The sequence below is a fragment of the Nocardioides houyundeii genome (assembly GCF_002865585.1).
GTDB lineage: Bacteria > Actinomycetota > Actinomycetes > Propionibacteriales > Nocardioidaceae > Nocardioides > Nocardioides houyundeii.
In genome coordinates this window covers 78,334-95,588 of sequence record NZ_CP025581.1, presented here as the reverse complement: position 1 = coordinate 95,588, position 17,255 = coordinate 78,334, and the positions used below count along the sequence as shown (strand labels likewise).

The window sequence follows — 17,255 nt, the reverse complement described above, 5'->3', positions numbered from 1 at the left end:
ATCACATCCGGAAGATGCCGTAGTTGGGGGCCGGCGTGGGTGCGTGCGCGGCCACCGCCAGGCCCATGGCCAGCACCCGGCGGGTGTCGGCGGGGTCGATGATGCCGTCGTCCCACAGGCGCGCGGTGGAGTAGTACGGCGACCCCTGGGTCTCGTACTGGTCGCGCAGCGGGGCCTTGAAGGACTCCTCGTCCTCGGCGCTCCACTGCTCGCCCCGCGCCTCCAGGCCGTCGCGGCGGACGGTGGCCAGCACGGAGGCCGCCTGCTCGCCGCCCATCACCGAGATCCGGGCGTTGGGCCACATCCACAGGAAGCGCGGGTCGTAGGCCCGGCCGCACATGCCGTAGTTGCCGGCGCCGAAGGAGCCGCCGATCACCACGGTGAACTTGGGCACCACGCTGGTGGCGACCGCGGTGACCAGCTTGGCGCCGTCGCGGGCGATGCCGCGGTTCTCGTACTCCCGGCCGACCATGAAGCCGGTGATGTTCTGCAGGAAGACCAGGGGGATGCCGCGGGCGTTGCACAGCTCGATGAAGTGGGCGCCCTTGAGCGCGGACTCGCTGAACAGGATCCCGTTGTTGGCGATGATCCCGACCGGGTGTCCCTGGATGTGGGCGAAGCCGCAGACCAGGGTCTCGCCGTAGAGCTTCTTGAACTCGTGCATCCGGCTGCCGTCGACGATCCGGCGGATCACCTCGCGCACGTCGTACGGGGTGCGGGTGTCGGCGGGGACCACGTCGGCCAGGGTGCCGGGGTCCTCCAGCGGCTCCTCCGGCTCGCGCAGGTCGTACGCCGGTCGCCCGGGCGCGCCGCCCGCGGCGCCGTACCCGACGGTGGTCGGCAGGGTGTCGACGATGGAGCGGACGATCGCCAGCGCGTGGGCGTCGTCCTCGGCGAGGTGGTCGACCACCCCGGAGGTGCGGGCGTGCACGTCGCCGCCCCCCAGCTCCTCGGCGGTCACGATCTCGCCGGTGGCGGCCTTCACCAGGGGCGGACCGCCCAGGAAGATCGTGCCCTGCTCGCGGACGATCACCGTCTCGTCCGACATTGCCGGGACGTAGGCACCGCCGGCGGTGCAGGAGCCCATCACACTGGCGATCTGCGGGATGCCGCGGGCCGACATCTGGGCCTGGTTGAAGAAGATCCGGCCGAAGTGCTCGCGGTCGGGGAAGACCTCGTCCTGCATGGGCAGGAAGGCGCCGCCGGAGTCGACGAGGTAGAGACAGGGCAGGTTGTTCTCCAGCGCCACGGCCTGGGCGCGCAGGTGCTTCTTGACCGTCAGCGGGTAGTAGGTGCCGCCCTTCACGGTGGCGTCGTTGGCGACCACCATCACCTCGCGGCCGCTCACCCGGCCGATGCCGGTGACCACGCCGGCCGACGGGACCGCGTTCTGCTCGCCGTCTCGGCCGTACATCCCCCAGGCGGCCAGCGGCGCCAGCTCCAGGAACGGGCTGCCGGGGTCGAGGAGACGGTCGACCCGGTCGCGGACCAGCAGCTTGCCGCGGTCGGTGTGCTTGGTGCGGGCGCTGGCCGAGCCGCCCTGGCGGACCAGGGTCAGGCGCTCGCGCAGCTCCGCGGTCAGGTCGTGCAGGGTCATGGGACTAGGTTAGCGATCATTAACCAGCGCGTCGACCGAACCCCGGGGACCGAGCCGCGTGGCAGGCTTCGGCCCATGGCAGCCGGCACCGCGAACCGCATCCACCCCACCGCGATCCTCGGCCCCGAGGTCGAGCTCGGCCAGGGCAACACCATCGGCCCGTACGTCGTGATCTCGGGCCCGGTGCGGATCGGGGACGACAACTTCTTCTCCCCGCACGTCTCGATCGGGGCCGCCGCCGACGTGCGCGGCCACCACCTGGACCCCGGCTGGGAGGAGCCCACCCGGGACACCGGCGTGGTGATCGGGTCGCGCAACGTGTTCAAGGAGTTCAGTTCCGTCACCCAGGGCTGGGCGCACGAGACCCGGGTCGGCGACGACGCGTTCCTGATGGGCAAGGCGCACGTGAGCCACGACTGCACCCTCGGCAACGGCGTCACCCTGGCCCACACCGCGGTGCTCGCCGGCCACGTCACCGTCGGCGACGGCGCCAACCTGGGCCTGGGCACCGTGGTGCACCAGCGGGCCTGGATCGGGGCCGGGGCGATGGTCGGCATGCAGTCGGCCGTCCGCGCCGACCTCCCGCCGTACGCCGTCAGCCTGGGGGTGCCCGCGCGGCCCACCCGGCTCAACACCTACCGCCTGGACCTCCTCGGCGTAGCCGCGGCCGACCACGACGCCATCGCCGCGGTGGCCCTGGGCGGGGACCGCGACCTGGACCGGGTCCCCGACGACGTGCGGAGCGCGCTCGCGCAGTGGGTGGAGCGCCGCGACGGCGCAGCCCCGGCCCGGGCGGAGTGACGCCCCGCTCCCTTTTGGACGAACGCCGACGCGACCACCAGCGACTCACTAACCTCCGCAGGTGCTGTCGATCGCCAGGTGGGGACCTGCGGACCCCGAGAGTCCCGCGCCGCAGCGCCGCACGCTCCTGCTGCGCACGCTCGTCGTCTGGGTGTGGGTCTTCGCCTGCTTCCTGACCTGGTCGCTGGCCACCCCGTTCTGGTCCTCCCCCGACGCTCCGGCGCACGACCTGATGGCCTGGCACGTGGGCCACGGGCACCTGCTGCCCGATCCGACGGAGGTCCTCAACTCCGGGGTCACCTCCAACGCCGTCACCCCCGCCCCGGAGGGTCTGGTGCGCAGCGCGGAGACCGTCGGCTGCTACGCCCAGGAGCGCCGCACGGCGGCCGGGTGCATGGTCAGCCCCGGGGACGACGCGGACCTGGTGGACTTCGTCAACCCGGCGGGGCGGAACTTCCCGACGTACTACCTGGCCACGGGGTGGCCCTCCACCCTGGTCGACGGCGTGGCCGCCCTGTACGCGATGCGGGTGGCAGCGGCAGCGATCGCCGCGCTCTTCGTGGCGTGGGCCGCGTCGGCGGCCTGGACCCGCGCCCGGCCGATGACGGCCCTGGCCGGGGTGGCGGTGGCACTGACCCCGATGGCGATGTACCTGGGCGGCGCGATCAACCCCAACTCGCTCGAGATCACCGCGGCGATGGCGCTGGCCGCCACCTCGGTGGTCTTCCTGCGAGAGCCCAACACCTGGCTGGGGGCGGTGATGTACCGCCGCGCCATGATCGCGGCGGGCGTGATGGTCACGATCCGGCTGCTGGCCCCCGTGTGGGTGCTCGTCTGGGTGGTGGCCTTCGCCCTGGTGGCGGACCGGCGCGCGTGGCGCAAGGTCCTGACCCGCCGCGGCCTCGCGTGGGCGGCCGTCCCGTTCCTGGGGGCGGTCTTCAACGTGGTCTGGACCTACACCGCGGCCCTCACCGACTACCAGGACGAGCCGAAGCACTCCTTGAGTCTCGCCCAGGCGTTCTGGGCCAGCAAGGAGAACATCGACCGGGTCGGATCGGTGTCCACGCAGGTCGGCGTCTTCGGCTGGCTCGACACCGTGCTTCCCGGCTCCACCTACTACTACTACGCCCTGACCGTCGTCTTCCTGGTGGCGGTCGCCTGGGTGTTCCTGCCGGGACGCGAGGCGCTGGTCACCGCCTGGCTGCTCGTCGCGGCCTACCTGGTGCCGATCGTGCTGCAGGCAGCACAGTGGAACACCAACGGCGGCGTCTGGCAGGGGCGCTACACGCTGCCGCTGAGCGTGATGATCCCGATCATCACCCTGGTGCTGGCCGCCGACCGGCTGCAGGCACCCCGGGTGGCGGACCTGGCGCGGCGCTTCAGCACGGTGCTGCCGCTGGCGATGGTCATCGTCGCCTGGGTCCACGTGTCCGCCCTGCGACTCCAGCTGCGCCGCAACATCGAGGGCCTCGACGGGCGGGCCTCCGCCGAGGAGCGATGGAGCCCCGTGGTGCCGGCCGAGGCCCTGGTCCTGACGCTGGTGCTGCTGCTGGTGGTCGCCTGGCTGGCCTTCGGGATCGGCTGTCACCGGGAGCGGGCGGTGACGACTGCCGGTAAGGTGCCTCGGGCCTCCCGCCCTCGGGCGGACGACAACCGTCCCAGCGAGTGACACCGAGCACCACAAAGTGACACGCCTGGGCAGACGAGCCAGGACCCCCCCATGACTGCATTCATCCCCGCGGCCAAGCCGATCATCGGCGACGACGAGCGTGAAGCCGTGGACCGCGTGATGCGCTCCGGCATGATCGCCCAGGGCCCCGAGGTCGCCGCCTTCGAGGACGAGTTCGCCACCCGGCTCACCGCCGGGCGCACCTGCGTGGCCGTCAACTCCGGCACCTCCGGGCTGCACCTGGGCCTGCTGGCCGCAGGCATCGGCCCCGGCGACGAGGTCATCGTGCCGTCGTTCACCTTCGCCGCCACCGGCAACTCCGTCGCCCTCACCGGCGCCACCCCGGTGTTCGCCGACATCGACCCGGTCACCTTCTGCCTGGACCCCGAGAGCGTCAAGGCCGCGGTCACCGAGCGCACCAAGGGCGTCATGCCGGTGCACCTCTACGGCCACCCGGCCGACATGGACGCCTTCGCCGCCCTGGCCCGGGAGACCGGGATCGCGATCTTCGAGGACGCCGCGCAGGCGCACGCGGCCACCTGGCGCGGGGCGCCGGTGGGCACCTTCGGCGACTTCGCGATGTTCAGCCTCTACCCCACCAAGAACATGACCTCGGGCGAGGGCGGGATGGTCTCGTGTGCCACCGACGAGATCGCCCGGGCCCTGCGCCTGCTGCGCAACCAGGGCATGGAGCGGCAGTACGCCAACGAGGTGGTCGGCTTCAACGCCCGGATGACCGACATCCACGCCGCCATCGGTCGGGTCCAGCTGAGGAAGGTCGAGGGCTGGACCGAGCAGCGCCGGGCCAACGCGGCGTACCTCGACGAGCACCTGACGGGCGTGCAGGTGCCGACCGTGCACGAGCACGCCACGCACGTCTACCACCAGTACACGATCCGGGTCGCCGGCGGCGCGAGCGAGCGCGACCGGATCGTCGCGGCGCTGCGCGAGGAGCACCAGGTCGGCTCCGGGGTCTACTACCCGATCCCCAACCACCGGCTGGCCTCGCTCGCCCCGCACGCCGGCGACCTGCACCTGCCGGAGACCGAGCGGGCCGCGGCCGAGGTGATCAGCCTCCCCGTGCACCCCTCGCTCACCGACGGCGACCTTGAGCGCATCGTGACCGGCGTCAACGCGGTGGTCCGGGCCGGTGCCTGAGGCCGACCGGCCGCGTCACCCCTGGACCCGCACCCGGCTGCTGGTCACCACGCTGGTCGCCTGGGTCTGGGTCTTCGGCTGCTTCATGGCGTGGTCGGTGGCCACGCCGCTGTGGAGCACCCCGGACGCGCCGGCGCACGACCTGATGGCCTGGCACGTGGGCCACGGCAACCTCGAGCCCGAGCTCACCGACGTCTTCGCCTCGGGCGTCACCTCCAACGCGGTGATGGACGTCCCCGAGGGCCTGGTGCAGAGCGCCTCGAGCTTCAGCTGCATGGTGTTCCAGCCCGAGGTGCCCGCCTCGTGCATGACGTTCCCGACCGACTCCGAGACGCTGGTGGAGTTCACCAACCCGGCGGGGCGCAACATGCCCACCTACTACCTCGCGACCGGGTGGCCCTCGAACCTGGTCCCCCAGCAGTACGCCGTCTACGCCGAGCGCGTGGCCGCCGCCGCCCTGGCCGCGCTCTTCGTCGCCTTCGCGATCAGCGCCGCGCTGACCATGCGGCGCCCCGGGGTCGCGCTGACCGGCGTGGGACTGACCCTGACGCCGATGGTGATGTACCTGGGCGGGGCGGTGAACCCCAACATCACCGAGATCACCGCCGGCATCGCCCTGGCCGCCTGCGGCCTGGCCTTCTGGCGGGACCCCGACAGCTGGCTGGGCGCCGCGATGTTCCGCCGCGCCATGCTCGCGGCCACCGTGATGGTCACGATCCGGATGCTCGCCCCGTTCTGGGTGCTGATCTGGGCGGCGGCGTTCGTGGCGCTGGCCCGGCGGCGCACCTGGCGGGCGGTGCTGACCCGGCGGAACCTGCCGTGGGCCTTCCTGCCGGCGGCCGGCGCGGTCTTCGACCTGTGGTGGACCAACCACGCCGAGCTGCTCTCCATCCAGGCCGAGGACAAGTTCGACCTGTCCTGGCCGCAGCGGCTGATGGAGGCCAAGCAGTGGATCGACAGCACCACGCTGGTGCAGCAGGTGGGCAGCTTCGGCTGGCTGGAGCTGACCCTGCCGCCGGAGCAGTTCACGGTGATCGCGTGGACCACGATCTTCGTGCTGTCCACCGCGCTGGTGCTGCTGACCCGCCGCGAGGTGCTGGTGGTGGTGGCCCTGGGGCTGGCGACCTACGCGGCGCCGATCCTGCTGCAGGCCTACCAGTGGAACACCACGGGCGGCGTGTGGCAGGGCCGCTACACCCTGCCGGTGACGGTGATGGTGCCCGTGTTCGCGCTGTTCCTGGCCTCCGAGCGGCTCGACGGCGACCGGGCCTGGCTGCGCCGGCGCCTCGGGATCGCCTGGTCGGTGGCCATCGCGATCCTGGCGGTCGGCCAGCTGCGGGCGTTCCTGCACCTGCTGCGCCGCAACGTCTCCGGCACCGAGGGCGACTCCCTGTTCGACGGGCCCTGGGACCCGCCACTCCCCGGCGAGCTGCTGACCGCCGTGCTGGCCGCACTGCTGGCCGCCGCCTGGGCGGGGCACCTCCTCGCGCTGCGCCGCAGCGCCACGCCGATCCCGGACGATGTGCCCGCCGTGGCGCCGAGCAGGTAGATTCCGGCCGGTGCGCATCGCTGTCGTCAACAACTTCTTCCCACCCCGGGTCGGTGGCAGCTCGCACCTCTCCGAAGCCCTCGCCAAGGGGTACGCCGCACGCGGCCACGACGTGCTCGTGGTGACCGCCGCCTACGCCGACGCCCCGGCGTACGAGGAGCGCGACGGCCTGCGGATCGTGCGGCTGCCGGCGGTGATGCTCCCCGAGAGCAAGCTGGCGGTCAGCTTCGACCTCTCCTTCGCCACCCGGCCCTCCCTGCGCCGCCGGCTGGCGGCGCTGCTGGACGACTTCGCGCCCGACGCCATCCACCAGCACGGCCAGATGATGGACCTCACCTGGGCCACCGGCGCCTACGCCCGGCGCCGCGGGGTGCCCACCCTGCTCAGCATCCACACCCGGCTGGAGAACCCCTCCGCGCACTACCGCCGCGCCTTCCGGGGCCTGGACGCCACGCTGGTCAACCCCCGACTGCGGCGCTACCAGCCCCGCATCGTGGTGATGGACCGCTACATGGACGACTACATCCGCCATCGCTACCCGCACGGCTTCCGCGACTTGGTCCCGATCCCGGTCGGGGTCAACGGCGAGTGGGTCCGCGGCGGCTCCCGGGATACCGGCCGCGCCATGCTCGGGCTCGCCGACGACGTACCGCTGATCCTCTCGGTGGGGCACGTGATCCCACTGCGGGACCGGATCGGCCTGGTGGAGGCGATGCCGGCCGTGCTGGCCCGCCACCCCGACGCCGTGCTCGCCGTGGTCGGGCGCGTCTACTACGACCTGTTCCTGGCCAAGGCCGAGGAGCTCGGCATCAGCCACGCGGTCCGCTCGCTGGGCGCCATGGAGAAGTCGACGATCCCGCACCTGCTCGCCGCCGCCGACGTGGAGGCCCACGAGCAGGGCGACGGCCTCGGCACCGCCACGCTGGAGGCGATGGCCGCCGGCGTGCCGGTGGTCGGCTGGGGCCGGGAGGACAACTTCCCCGGGGTGGCACTGAAGGACGGGCACGACATCCACCTGTGCGAGCGCCACGACGTCGTCGGACTGTCGGAGCGGCTGCTGCGGGTGCTCGACGACCCGGACGCGGCACGCCTGGTCGGCGCCCGCGGTCGCGAGGTCTTCGACCGGCACTTCACCCTGGAGCGGGTCCTGGACCAGCACCTGGAGACGCTGGCTGACCTGGCCGGGATCACCGAGAGCGAGGAAGGACCCTCCGCATGACCGACGCGACCAGCGCCCCGCTGCGCACCGTAGCCCTGGGCGAGCCCACGGTCGGCGAGCCGGAGCTCGCCGCCGTCGCCGAGGTGTTCGCCTCCGGCTGGCTCTCGGGAGCCGGGCCGTCGTGCCTGGCGCTGGAGTCCGAGCTGGCCGTCGCCGTGGGCACCTCCCACGCCCTGGCCACCAGCAACTGCGGATCGGCGCTGCACCTGGGCCTGCAGGTGCTCGGCACAAGCCCCGGCGACGAGGTGGTGGTCGCCGACTACACCTTCCCGGCCACCGGGCACGCGGTGCTGTGGACCGGCGCCACCCCCGTCTTCGCCGACGTCCGCCCCGACATCTGGTCGGCCGACCCGGCCAGCGTGGAGGCCCGGATCACCGAGCGCACCGTCGGCATCCTGGCCGTGGACCCGTTCGGGCAGCCGGCCGACTACGCCGAGCTGCGCGCCATCGCCGACCGGCACGGGCTGTGGCTGATGGAGGACGCAGCCTGCGCCACGGGCGCGACCTACCAGGGCCGCCCCGCGGGCAGCCTGGCCGACCTCGCCGCCTTCAGCTTCCACGGCCGCAAGGGCATCACCGCCGGTGAGGGCGGCGCGCTGGTCGGGAGCGACGCGGCCCGGATGGACACCGCACGCAAGCTGCACACCTACGGCATCGCCCCGGCGATCACCCGCGAGGGAGCGGCCACCTTGCCGGTCCCCAGCTTCGACGTCGCCGGCTACAACTACCGGCTCTCCGACGTCTCCGCGGCCATCATGCGGGTCCAGCTGCGCCGGCTCCCGGACCTGCTGGCCGCCCGCTCCCGCGCCGCCGGCTGGTACGCCGACCAGCTCGGCGACCTCCAGCAGGTGGCGCTGCCGGTGGCCCTGCCCGACCGCACCCACACCTGGCAGTCCTACGTCATCGCGATCGACCCGGCCCTGGACCGGGGCGCGGTGGCGCTGGCGCTGCGCGAGCGCGGCGTGGGCTGCAACTTCGGCACCTACGCCTCCCACGTGCAGCCCGTCTACGGCTCGCGCGAGGAGTGCCCCGTCTCGGCCGACCTGTTCGAGCGGCACCTCGCCATCCCCATGCACGCCAACCTCGACCAGGACGACGTGTCCCACGTGGCTGCAACACTGCGTGAGGTCGTCTCCTCGGCCGCCGTGCGTCGCTGACCTCGCCCCGCTCTGCTCCACCTCTGGAAAGGAACATCTTCGATGTCCAAGGAAACCGTCTTCTTCACCGGCGGCGCCGGCTTCATCGGCCTGCACGTCGTCCCCATGCTGCTGGAGAAGGACTACAAGGTCCGGATCTTCGACAACATGTTCCGCGGTGACCGTGAGGCCGTGGCCGGCTTCGGCAGCGACGTCGAGCTGATCGACCAGGACGTGCGCTACGGCGGCGCCGTGCACCAGGCGATGAAGGGCTGCTCCAAGGTCATCCACGCCGCCGCGGTCTCGATCAACAAGAGCCAGTCCGACCCGTACGAGTCGATGGACATCAACATGATCGGCAACCACAACGTCTTCGCGGCCGCGGCGGACCACGGCGTGGACCGGCTCGTCTACTGCTCGTCCGCCTCGGTGTACGGCGACCCGGAGCGGCTGCCGATGCACGAGGACGACCGGCTCTCCCCGCAGACGCCGTACTGCATCTCCAAGCGCGCCGGGGAGGACCTGCTCGGCTTCTACCAGCGCCGCGCCGACCTGTCCTGGATCGCGCTGCGCTTCTTCAACGTCTACGGCCCCGGGCAGAAGACCACCGCCTACTACACCTCGGTGATCAACCACTTCGTCAACCGGATCCGCAACGGCGAGCCGCCGGTCATCGACGGCAAGGGCGAGCAGTCGATGGACTTCATCCACGTCCACGACATCGCCCGCTCGGTGGTGCTGGCCCTGGACTGCGAGACCGACAACGTGCCGGTCAACATCGGCACCGGCATCGACACCACGATCGCGGAGCTCGCGGACATCCTCATCGAGGCCGTGAACGCCGACGTGAAGCCGATCTTCAACGAGCGCGACGTGATCGCCTCGCGTCGCGCCGCGGACACCACCCGCGGCCGTGAGGTCCTCGGCTTCGAGCCGACGATCGAGGTGCGCCAGGGCATGATCGACCTGATCCGCTCGGCCGGCTGAGCCATGTCCGGCCAGGCGTCGGGCCAGGCGGGGCCGGGCTCGCTGCCCCCCAACCCGTGGAACGCGCACGCGTGGGTGGTCGGCGAGCCGGTCGTCGGAGAGGGCACCTGGATCGGCGCCTTCACCGTGATCGACGGCTCCGGGGGGCTGCGGATCGGCGCCGGGTGCGACATCTCCTCCGGCGCGCAGATCTACACCCACTCCTCGGCGAAGCGCTGCGTCAGCGGCCGATCGTTCGCCGAGGTCGAGCGAGCTCCCGTGACCATCGGGGACCGGGTCTTCGTGGGCGCCGGCGCCATCATCAACATGGGCGTCACCATCGGTGACGAGGCGGTGGTCGCGGCCGGCGCGGTGGTGACCGGCGACGTGCCGCCCCGCACGATCGTCGGCGGCGTGCCCGCCCGGGTCATCGGGCTTGTGGAGCTGGCCGACGGGGCGGCCCCCAGGTTCGTCACCGGCCCCGGGGACCAGCCCTAGCCCGACGGGGCCTCACCAGGCGGTCAGGCAGACCCCGACGATGGTGGTCATGGAGATCAGTGCCAGCACCCGCGGCACCCCTGAGCCCCGGACCTGGCGCACGGCCAGCAGCACCGCGATGGGCGCCAGGGAGATCAGGTAGCGGGGCACGATGGCGTAGTCCAGCCCGAAGTTGGCCGCGTTCGAGAGCCGCAGCGCGGGCGGGAACACGAACACCACGAAGAGCAGGGCGACGACCACCAGCCGGTCGCCGGTGAGCCAGGTCGGCCAATGCCGGGCCAGGCGGGCCCGGGCTCCGTCGGGAGCCGGCGCATCGGCCGGCGCGTCGGGAGCGGGCGCGTCGGGAGCGGGCGTGTCGGCCAGGTGACGGCGTACCCGGCCGAAGGCGCCGAGGGCCGCCAGGGCGAGGGTGCCGAAGACCAGCACCGTGATCAGCGACGGGAGCCCGTAGCCGAGCGCGCGGACGTAGGTGCCGAGAAGGTCCCCGTCGGTCTCCCCCAGGGCCCCCACGTCGGTCCAGGGGCTGTGCAGGGTGGTCAGCTCGGCCAGCGCTCCGCTGATCAGCGCGGTGGTGGAGGCCACCGCGACCACGGCGTAGACCACCGAGTCCGGGACGGTCGCCCGCGCGCTGATGACCTGCTCCCAGACCAGGACGGGGCCCAGGAAGACCACCGCCTGGAGCAGCAGGTGCCACCACCGGACCTGCCAGTCCCGCATCGTGCGGACCCCCAGCAACCCGGCGATCCAGGTCACCCCGGAGACGATCGCGAACACCCCGACCGTCAGCGAGGCGGTCGCAGCGACGCAGCTGGCCAGCAGGGCGGCCGCGAGGTAGCCCCAGAACCACCGGCGCGAGCGCATCCAGGCGAACCCGCCGAGCGCGACCAGCGCCCCGCACAGCGTGGCGGCCGACCCCGGGTTGACCATCGGACCGTAGGTCAGGATCCCGGGCGCGGCCACCGGGGCGAAGGTGACCGCGAGCTTGCGGGCGCCTCCCATGCCCAGCGAGGTGGCCAGCAGCCAGCAGGCGACCACGCCGGCGAGCAGGATCACCGTCGAGGAGAGGCGCAGCGCCCCGATCAGCGGCACCTTCGGATCGACCGCGTGCACCACCTTGGTGCCGGCCATCAGCGCCACGAAGTACGTCGGGTAGTGGATGTAGCCGGTCGTGTACTTGGTCATCGGCAGCAGCTCGGGACCCAGCTTCGGGTCCCCGCACTCCTTGCCGAGCGGGCCGACCTCGTGGCCCACGCCGCAGGCCCACTCGTTGACGGTGCGCTGGGTGTAGAGGGAACCGCGGTGCGGGTAGGTGTCGTGCTGGAGCTGGATCACGTTGTCGAAGTGCGTGGGCTCGTCGACGGCCGACAGCGGGCGTCCGTCCAGGGCGATGGTGGACAGCGAGACCGCCATCAGCACCAGCAGGGCCGCGGCGATCAGCTCGGTGGCCCAGCCCAGCGGGCCGCGGCGCGAGCGGCGCGCCTCAGCCACGGGTCGCCAGCACCTGGTCGACGACCCGGTGTGCCGGGAGGATCGAGTCGCGCTCGAGGTCGGGGTCGTGCTCGCCGCGGACCAGGCCGACGAAGTGCGCCAGCTGGCTGGCCAGCGGCTCGGCGCCGATCACCTCCGGCACCTCCATCTCGGTCATCTGCCGGAAGCCGTCGCGCCCGGGGTCGCCGGCCACCGAGGAGTGCCGGTAGGAGGTGACGCCGCGGCGCAGCAGGTCGACCTCGATCAGCCGGTCGATCTCCTGGATCACCATGGAGCGGACCTTGCGCTGCCCGAGCCGGCTCGCCGAGACCGAAGCAATCCCGCCGGAGGCGAAGCGCAGCGACGCCTCGACCACGTCCTCGGCGCCCGTGACGGAGTCGGGGTGGAAGTGGCCCACCTGCATCTCGGCCCGCTCGGGGTGGTCGCCGCCGAAGGCGCGCACCACCAGGTCGACGTCGTGGACCAGCAGGTCCCAGGCGACGCCGGTGCGGATCCGGGCGGCGTACGGCGAGTGCCGCTCGGCGCGGATGTAGAGCGGCTGCTCCATCATCTTCATCGCCACCACGACGGCCGGGTTGAAGCGCTCCAGCAGGCCGCACATCAGCACCGTGCCGGCCTCCCGGGAGGCGGTCACCACCTCGTCGGACTGCGCCAGGGAGGGACAGACCGGCTTCTCGATGAGCAACGGCAGCCGCGCCTTGATGATCGGCAGCGCCAGGTCGTAGTGGTGCTCGGTGGAGGCCGCGATCACCGCGGCGTCGACGTCCCCGATCTGGTCCAGACCGGAGACCCAGCGCGCGCCGTACTCCTGGGCGACGGGCAGGCCGTTCTCCTCCGAGGGGTCGACGACGAAGGCGAGCTCGGTGTCCGGCCCGGCGGCGATCGTGCGGGCATGGTTGAGGCCCATCGAACCGGATCCGACGAGGGCCACGCGGAGCTGCGTCACGAGGTGCACCGTTCTGGGTAGCGGAAGTTCTGGCACGGCCGGAGCCGAGACGTGAGCCTAGACGTCAGCCTCGACTACGTCACACCGTCAGGCGAGGGCGAGATCCCGAGCGCGGCGAGCGCCATCGAGCTCAACAGCTCGCGCATCCCCTCGTCCGGCAGCAGCGCGCTGTGCGGGGTGGAGTTGAGCAGCCCGAACGCGGCGTGCGCCGCGGCGCGAGCCCGCTCGGGTGAGAGGTCGGGGTAGGCCCGCCGCAGCTGCGCGGCCCACAGGCCGACGTACTCGCGCTGGAGGGCACGCACCTGCTCGCGCGCCGCCGCCGGGAGCGACTCCCAGTCCCGGTCCTGGACCACGATGAGCGAGCGGTGACGCAGCGCGAAGTCGGTGTGCCATCCGACCAGCGCGGTCAGCGCGGCCTCGGGCGTGTCGGCGCTGGCCACCCGCTCACGGCCCACCGCCAGCAGCTCCTCGCTGATCCGCACCAGCATCTCGGCGAGCATCGCGTCCTTGGACGGGAAGTGCTTGTAGAGGGCGGGACCGCTGATGCCGCAGGCCGCGCCCAGCTCGGCCACCGAGACGCCGTGGAAGCCGCGGGCGGCGAAGAGGTCCGCGGCGGTCTCCAGGATCTGCTCGCGGCGGGTCACGTCCACAGATTAGCGGCGTGCGGCCACGCAGCCGGGCGTACGCCGGTCACGCGCTGGGCGGCTGCGCCCACTGGTCGAGCGGCTGCTTCCACTGGTCGAGCAGGGCACCGGCCCGCAGCGCCGCGTCGACCCCGGTCTCCACGTCCGTCTCCACGTCCGTCTCCACGTCGGTATCCACGTCCGCGTCCGCGTCGGTCTGCACGTCGGGGCCGCTGGTGGCCAGCGCGTGCACGGCGGCCAGCAGCTCCTCGCGCGCCACCCCCCGCAGGTGCAGCAGCACCAGGGCGTCGGCCTGGAGCAGCCACCCCACCTGGACCGCCACCGCCACCCCGTGCGGACAGGGGTCCACCCAGTGCGCGCAGGTGCACGTCCAGCCCAGCTCGCCGGCGTACGGGACCAGCTCGACGCCCACCTCCTCGCAGTCCTCCACCAGCGGGAGCGGGAGGTCCCCGCGCAGCAGCGACGCCACCCGCCCCGAGCTCCCGGCAACGACCTCGGCGAAGAGGTGCCGGCTGGTCTCGTCCAGCGGCTCGACCGTGCCGGTCACCGTCCAGGCGTCCCCGCGGTCCTGGACCGCCGCCAGGTAGCCGCCCGAGGAGACGGTGATCGCCCCCACGGCGCCGTTGCGGGCCAGTCGCCGACCTTGCTTGAGCTCCTCCTCGCCGTACGCCGCCTCCTCCAGGCTGCGGGTCCAGGCCTTGCCCCACCAGGTGCTGCCGCCCGAGCCACGGCGCGGCTCCAGCTGCGGATAGCTGACGTTCATCGCAGCGTCACGAGGTCGCGCAGCTCGTCGTTGCTGAGCTCGGTGAGGGCGGCCTCGCCGCCGGCCAGCACCGAGTCGGCCAGGCCGCGCTTGCGCTCCAGCAGGGCGGCGATCCGCTGCTCGACCGTGCCCTCGGTGATCATCCGGTGCACCTGCACGGGCCGGGTCTGCCCGATCCGGTAGGCCCGGTCGGTGGCCTGCTCCTCCACCGCCGGGTTCCACCAGCGGTCGAGGTGGATGACGTGGTCGGCCCGGGTGAGGTTGAGCCCGGTGCCACCGGCCTTGAGGGAGAGCAGGAAGACCGGGACGCTGTCAGGGTCCTCCGGACCGGCCTGGAAGCGGCGGACCATGGCCTCGCGCTCAGCCACCGGCGTACCGCCGTGCAGAAACTGGTGCGGAAGCCCGGCCCGGGTCAGGTGCAGCTCCAGCAGCCGCGCCATCGCGACGTACTGGGTGAAGATCAGCGCCGCTCCGTCCTCGGCCAGCACCGTGCCCAGCAGCTCGTCGAGCAGGTCGATCTTCTCCGAGCGCCCCACCAGGGTGGGGTTGGTCTGCTTGAGGAAGTGGGCCGGGTGGTTGCAGATCTGCTTCAGGCCGGTGAGCATCGCCAGCACCAGCCCGCGGCGGGCCTCGGGCTCGGAGCGCTCGATGCGCTCCATCCGGTCCCGCACGAAGCTCTCGTAGAGCACCGCCTGCTCGCGGGTGAGACCGAGCAGGTGGTCGGTCTCGGTCTTGGGCGGCAGCTCCGGGGCGATGCCGGGGTCGGACTTGCGCCGACGCATCAGGAAGGGGCTGATCAGGTCGGCGAAGCGCTGGGTGATCTCGGGGTCCACCCCGGCCTCGATCGGGGCCGCCCAGGCTCGGCGGAAGGCCAGCCGACTGCCCAGCAGCCCCGGGATCACCCAGTCCAGGATCGCCCAGAGCTCGGTGAGGTCGTTCTCCACCGGGGTGCCGGTGAGCGCCACCCGCGCCCGGCTCCCCACGCTGCGCAGCGCCTTGGCGGTGGAGGAGCGGGCGTTCTTGACGTGCTGGGCCTCGTCGGCGACCACCAGGTCCCAGTCGACGCCTGCCAGCGTCTCGGCGTCGTTGCGCAGCGTCCCGTAGGTGGTGAGCACGAAGCCGCCCTCGGTGACCGGGTCGGTGAGCGCCGCGTCGTCCAGCAGCGCCGGCTCAGCCTCGTGATCCGGCTCCTGACCCGGCTCCTGGGGTGCGCGGGCCAGGCCCTGGAGCGAGCGGGTGCCGCCGTGGAAGCGCCGTACCGGGACGCCGGGGGCGAAGCGGTGGATCTCGGCCTCCCAGTTGCCCAGCAGCGACGCGGGGCAGACGACCAGCGTCGCCCCGCACGCCTCGCCGGCCGCGCGGCGCTCCTCGGCCCGGTGCAGGTGCAGCGCGATCAGGGTGACCGTCTTGCCCAGGCCCATGTCGTCGGCCAGGCACGCGCCGAGCCCCAGCCCGGTCAGCTCGGCCAGCCAGGTCAGGCCCTGGCGCTGGTAGTCGCGCAGGGTGGCGGCCAGCCCGGCCGGCACCGGGACCGGTTCCCGGGTGGCGGCAGCCCTGAGCTGGTCGCGCACCTTCAGCAGCGAGGCCCCCACCACGACCTCGACGTCCGGGGTCTCCTCGACCTCGACCACCCCGGTCAGCGCGGCGGCCACCGCCTGCGCGGGCTTGACCGTGCGGATCAGTCGTTTGCGCGCCCGCTTGGCGACCTCCGGGTCGACGACCACCCAGCTGTCCCGCAGGCGCACCACCGGGCTCGCCGCCGCGGCCAGCCGTGCCATCTCCTCCTCGGTGAGCGGGTCACCGTGCAGCGAGACCTGCCAGCGGAACGCGAAGAGGTCGGCCGCCCCGAGCATCCCGCTCTGCAGGGGCGCGTCGGGCGAGGGACCCTTCTTGCGCGAGCGGTCCAGGACGGCCCGGCTGGTGAGGTCGCGGCCCAGCTCACGTGGCCAGTGCACGTCGACCCCGACGGCGTGCAGGTCGGCCAGGCCGTGCTCGAGGAGGTCGGTCACCTCGTCGCTGCCCAGGGTGATCCGGTCCGGGACCCGCAGCTCCAGCAGGCGGTCGAGCACCGGCCAGGCGTCGGCAGCCTGCCGCAGCGCCAGCGTGGCGTGGGTCCGCGCCCGGTCGCCGAACCCGTGGCCCGCGCCCACCCCCGACTCCAGCCAGAGCTCGGCGGCGTCGGCCACGTGGGTGGCGTTGCTCTCCGCGTGCACCTGCGGGACGACCCGCAGCTCGCCGGCGTACAGCTCGTCCTCGTCGGCCTCCACGCGCAGCGAGAGGCTCACCAGCTGGGGCTGGTCGTCGCCGGCGGCCACCTGCTTGAGCCGCTGGATCCGGTCCGAGAGCCGGTCGGTGTAGTCGGGCACCGCCACCGGCCGGGTGGGGGGCCGCCGCGGCATGGCGTCGACGACGGCCTCGAGCACCTTGCGCACCACGCCCTCGGCGCCCGCCGGGTCGAGGTCGCCGTACGCCCGGGCGCGGGCGAGCTGCTCGACCCGGTCCCGGTCGGCGTCACCGAGGGGGGCGACCTGCCACCAGGGCTGGGTGGGGTGCGGCTCGAAGCGGCCGTCGGCGACCAGCCGCAGGCCGAGGTGGGCCGCCCCGGCGAGCAGCGCGACGCTGGGATGGACCGCCTGGTCCTTGTGGGCCTTGGCCAGGACCGGGAGCGCCGCGGTGATCGGCAGCCGCACGCTCCGTGCCCCGGTGAACTCCACCACGCCCTGCCGGGGTGGCTCCGCCGCGTGGAAGACGGCGGGGCCGGTGGTCGGTATGAAGCTCACCCCTCGACGCTAGCCGCTGCACCCGACACCGCTGGCAACAC

The 17,255-nt window shown here is 72.8% G+C and carries 14 protein-coding genes; 8 read left to right on the top strand and 6 right to left on the bottom strand.

Features of this window, described 5'->3' with window-relative positions:
- Position 1: 1 nt before the first annotated feature.
- Positions 2–1,597, bottom strand: coding sequence for a carboxyl transferase domain-containing protein (locus tag C0R66_RS00475; RefSeq protein WP_101523025.1), 1,596 nt, complete (start codon positions 1,595–1,597; stop codon positions 2–4).
- A 75-nt stretch (positions 1,598–1,672) separates the two neighbouring features.
- Here C0R66_RS00475 and C0R66_RS00470 point away from each other — a divergent pair, with 75 nt between their 5' ends.
- The 8 genes from C0R66_RS00470 (at position 1,673) to C0R66_RS19790 (ending at position 10,593) form a co-directional block, all read left to right on the top strand.
- Positions 1,673–2,398: an LbetaH domain-containing protein gene (locus C0R66_RS00470; protein ID WP_101523024.1), complete on the top strand. Its 726-nt coding sequence runs from the start codon at positions 1,673–1,675 to the stop codon at positions 2,396–2,398.
- Between the two features lie 61 nt (positions 2,399–2,459).
- Positions 2,460–4,067, top strand: coding sequence for a DUF2142 domain-containing protein (locus C0R66_RS00465; RefSeq protein ID WP_101523023.1), 1,608 nt, complete (start codon positions 2,460–2,462; stop codon positions 4,065–4,067).
- Positions 4,068–4,118: 51 nt separating this feature from the next.
- The gene (locus tag C0R66_RS00460) at positions 4,119–5,225 is read left to right on the top strand and encodes a DegT/DnrJ/EryC1/StrS family aminotransferase (protein ID WP_101523022.1); all 1,107 of its coding nucleotides are present in this window, start codon (positions 4,119–4,121) and stop codon (positions 5,223–5,225) included.
- Positions 5,218–6,774, top strand: a complete 1,557-nt coding sequence (locus C0R66_RS00455; protein WP_101523021.1) for a DUF2142 domain-containing protein — start codon at positions 5,218–5,220, stop codon at positions 6,772–6,774. The genes C0R66_RS00460 and C0R66_RS00455 overlap by 8 nt, the downstream gene beginning before the upstream one ends.
- A gap of 10 nt (positions 6,775–6,784) precedes the next feature.
- Positions 6,785–7,993: a glycosyltransferase family 4 protein gene (locus C0R66_RS00450; protein ID WP_158647802.1), complete on the top strand. Its 1,209-nt coding sequence runs from the start codon at positions 6,785–6,787 to the stop codon at positions 7,991–7,993.
- A complete protein-coding gene (locus C0R66_RS00445; RefSeq protein ID WP_101523019.1) occupies positions 7,990–9,150 on the top strand; it encodes a DegT/DnrJ/EryC1/StrS family aminotransferase in 1,161 nt (386 codons plus the stop codon). Before C0R66_RS00450 ends, C0R66_RS00445 begins: the two co-directional genes overlap by 4 nt.
- Positions 9,151–9,192: 42 nt before the next feature.
- On the top strand, positions 9,193–10,116 hold the full coding sequence (locus tag C0R66_RS00440; RefSeq protein ID WP_101523018.1) for an NAD-dependent epimerase/dehydratase family protein: 924 nt from the start codon (positions 9,193–9,195) through the stop codon (positions 10,114–10,116).
- 3 nt (positions 10,117–10,119) lie between these two features.
- On the top strand, positions 10,120–10,593 hold the full coding sequence (locus C0R66_RS19790) for an acyltransferase (protein ID WP_101523017.1): 474 nt from the start codon (positions 10,120–10,122) through the stop codon (positions 10,591–10,593).
- A 12-nt stretch (positions 10,594–10,605) separates the two neighbouring features.
- Here the strand turns inward: C0R66_RS19790 and C0R66_RS00430 are convergent, their stop codons facing one another.
- The 5 genes from C0R66_RS00430 to C0R66_RS00410 all read right to left on the bottom strand — a co-directional run bounded on the left by C0R66_RS00430 (position 10,606) and on the right by C0R66_RS00410 (position 17,214).
- Positions 10,606–12,081 (bottom strand): hypothetical protein, encoded by a 1,476-nt coding sequence (locus tag C0R66_RS00430; RefSeq protein ID WP_101523016.1) that lies wholly within the window; start codon positions 12,079–12,081, stop codon positions 10,606–10,608.
- Complete coding sequence (locus C0R66_RS00425) at positions 12,074–13,027, bottom strand: Gfo/Idh/MocA family protein (protein ID WP_101523015.1); 954 nt, start codon at positions 13,025–13,027, stop codon at positions 12,074–12,076. Before C0R66_RS00425 ends, C0R66_RS00430 begins: the two co-directional genes overlap by 8 nt.
- Positions 13,028–13,101: 74 nt before the next feature.
- Positions 13,102–13,671: an SACE_7040 family transcriptional regulator gene (locus C0R66_RS00420; protein WP_101523014.1), complete on the bottom strand. Its 570-nt coding sequence runs from the start codon at positions 13,669–13,671 to the stop codon at positions 13,102–13,104.
- A 46-nt stretch (positions 13,672–13,717) separates the two neighbouring features.
- Positions 13,718–14,434 carry an SWIM zinc finger family protein gene (locus C0R66_RS00415; protein ID WP_101523013.1) on the bottom strand — a complete coding sequence of 239 codons (717 nt, stop codon included), beginning with the start codon at positions 14,432–14,434 and terminating at the stop codon, positions 13,718–13,720.
- A complete protein-coding gene (locus C0R66_RS00410; protein WP_101523012.1) occupies positions 14,431–17,214 on the bottom strand; it encodes a DEAD/DEAH box helicase in 2,784 nt (927 codons plus the stop codon). The genes C0R66_RS00415 and C0R66_RS00410 overlap by 4 nt, the downstream gene beginning before the upstream one ends.
- Positions 17,215–17,255 lie beyond the last annotated feature (41 nt).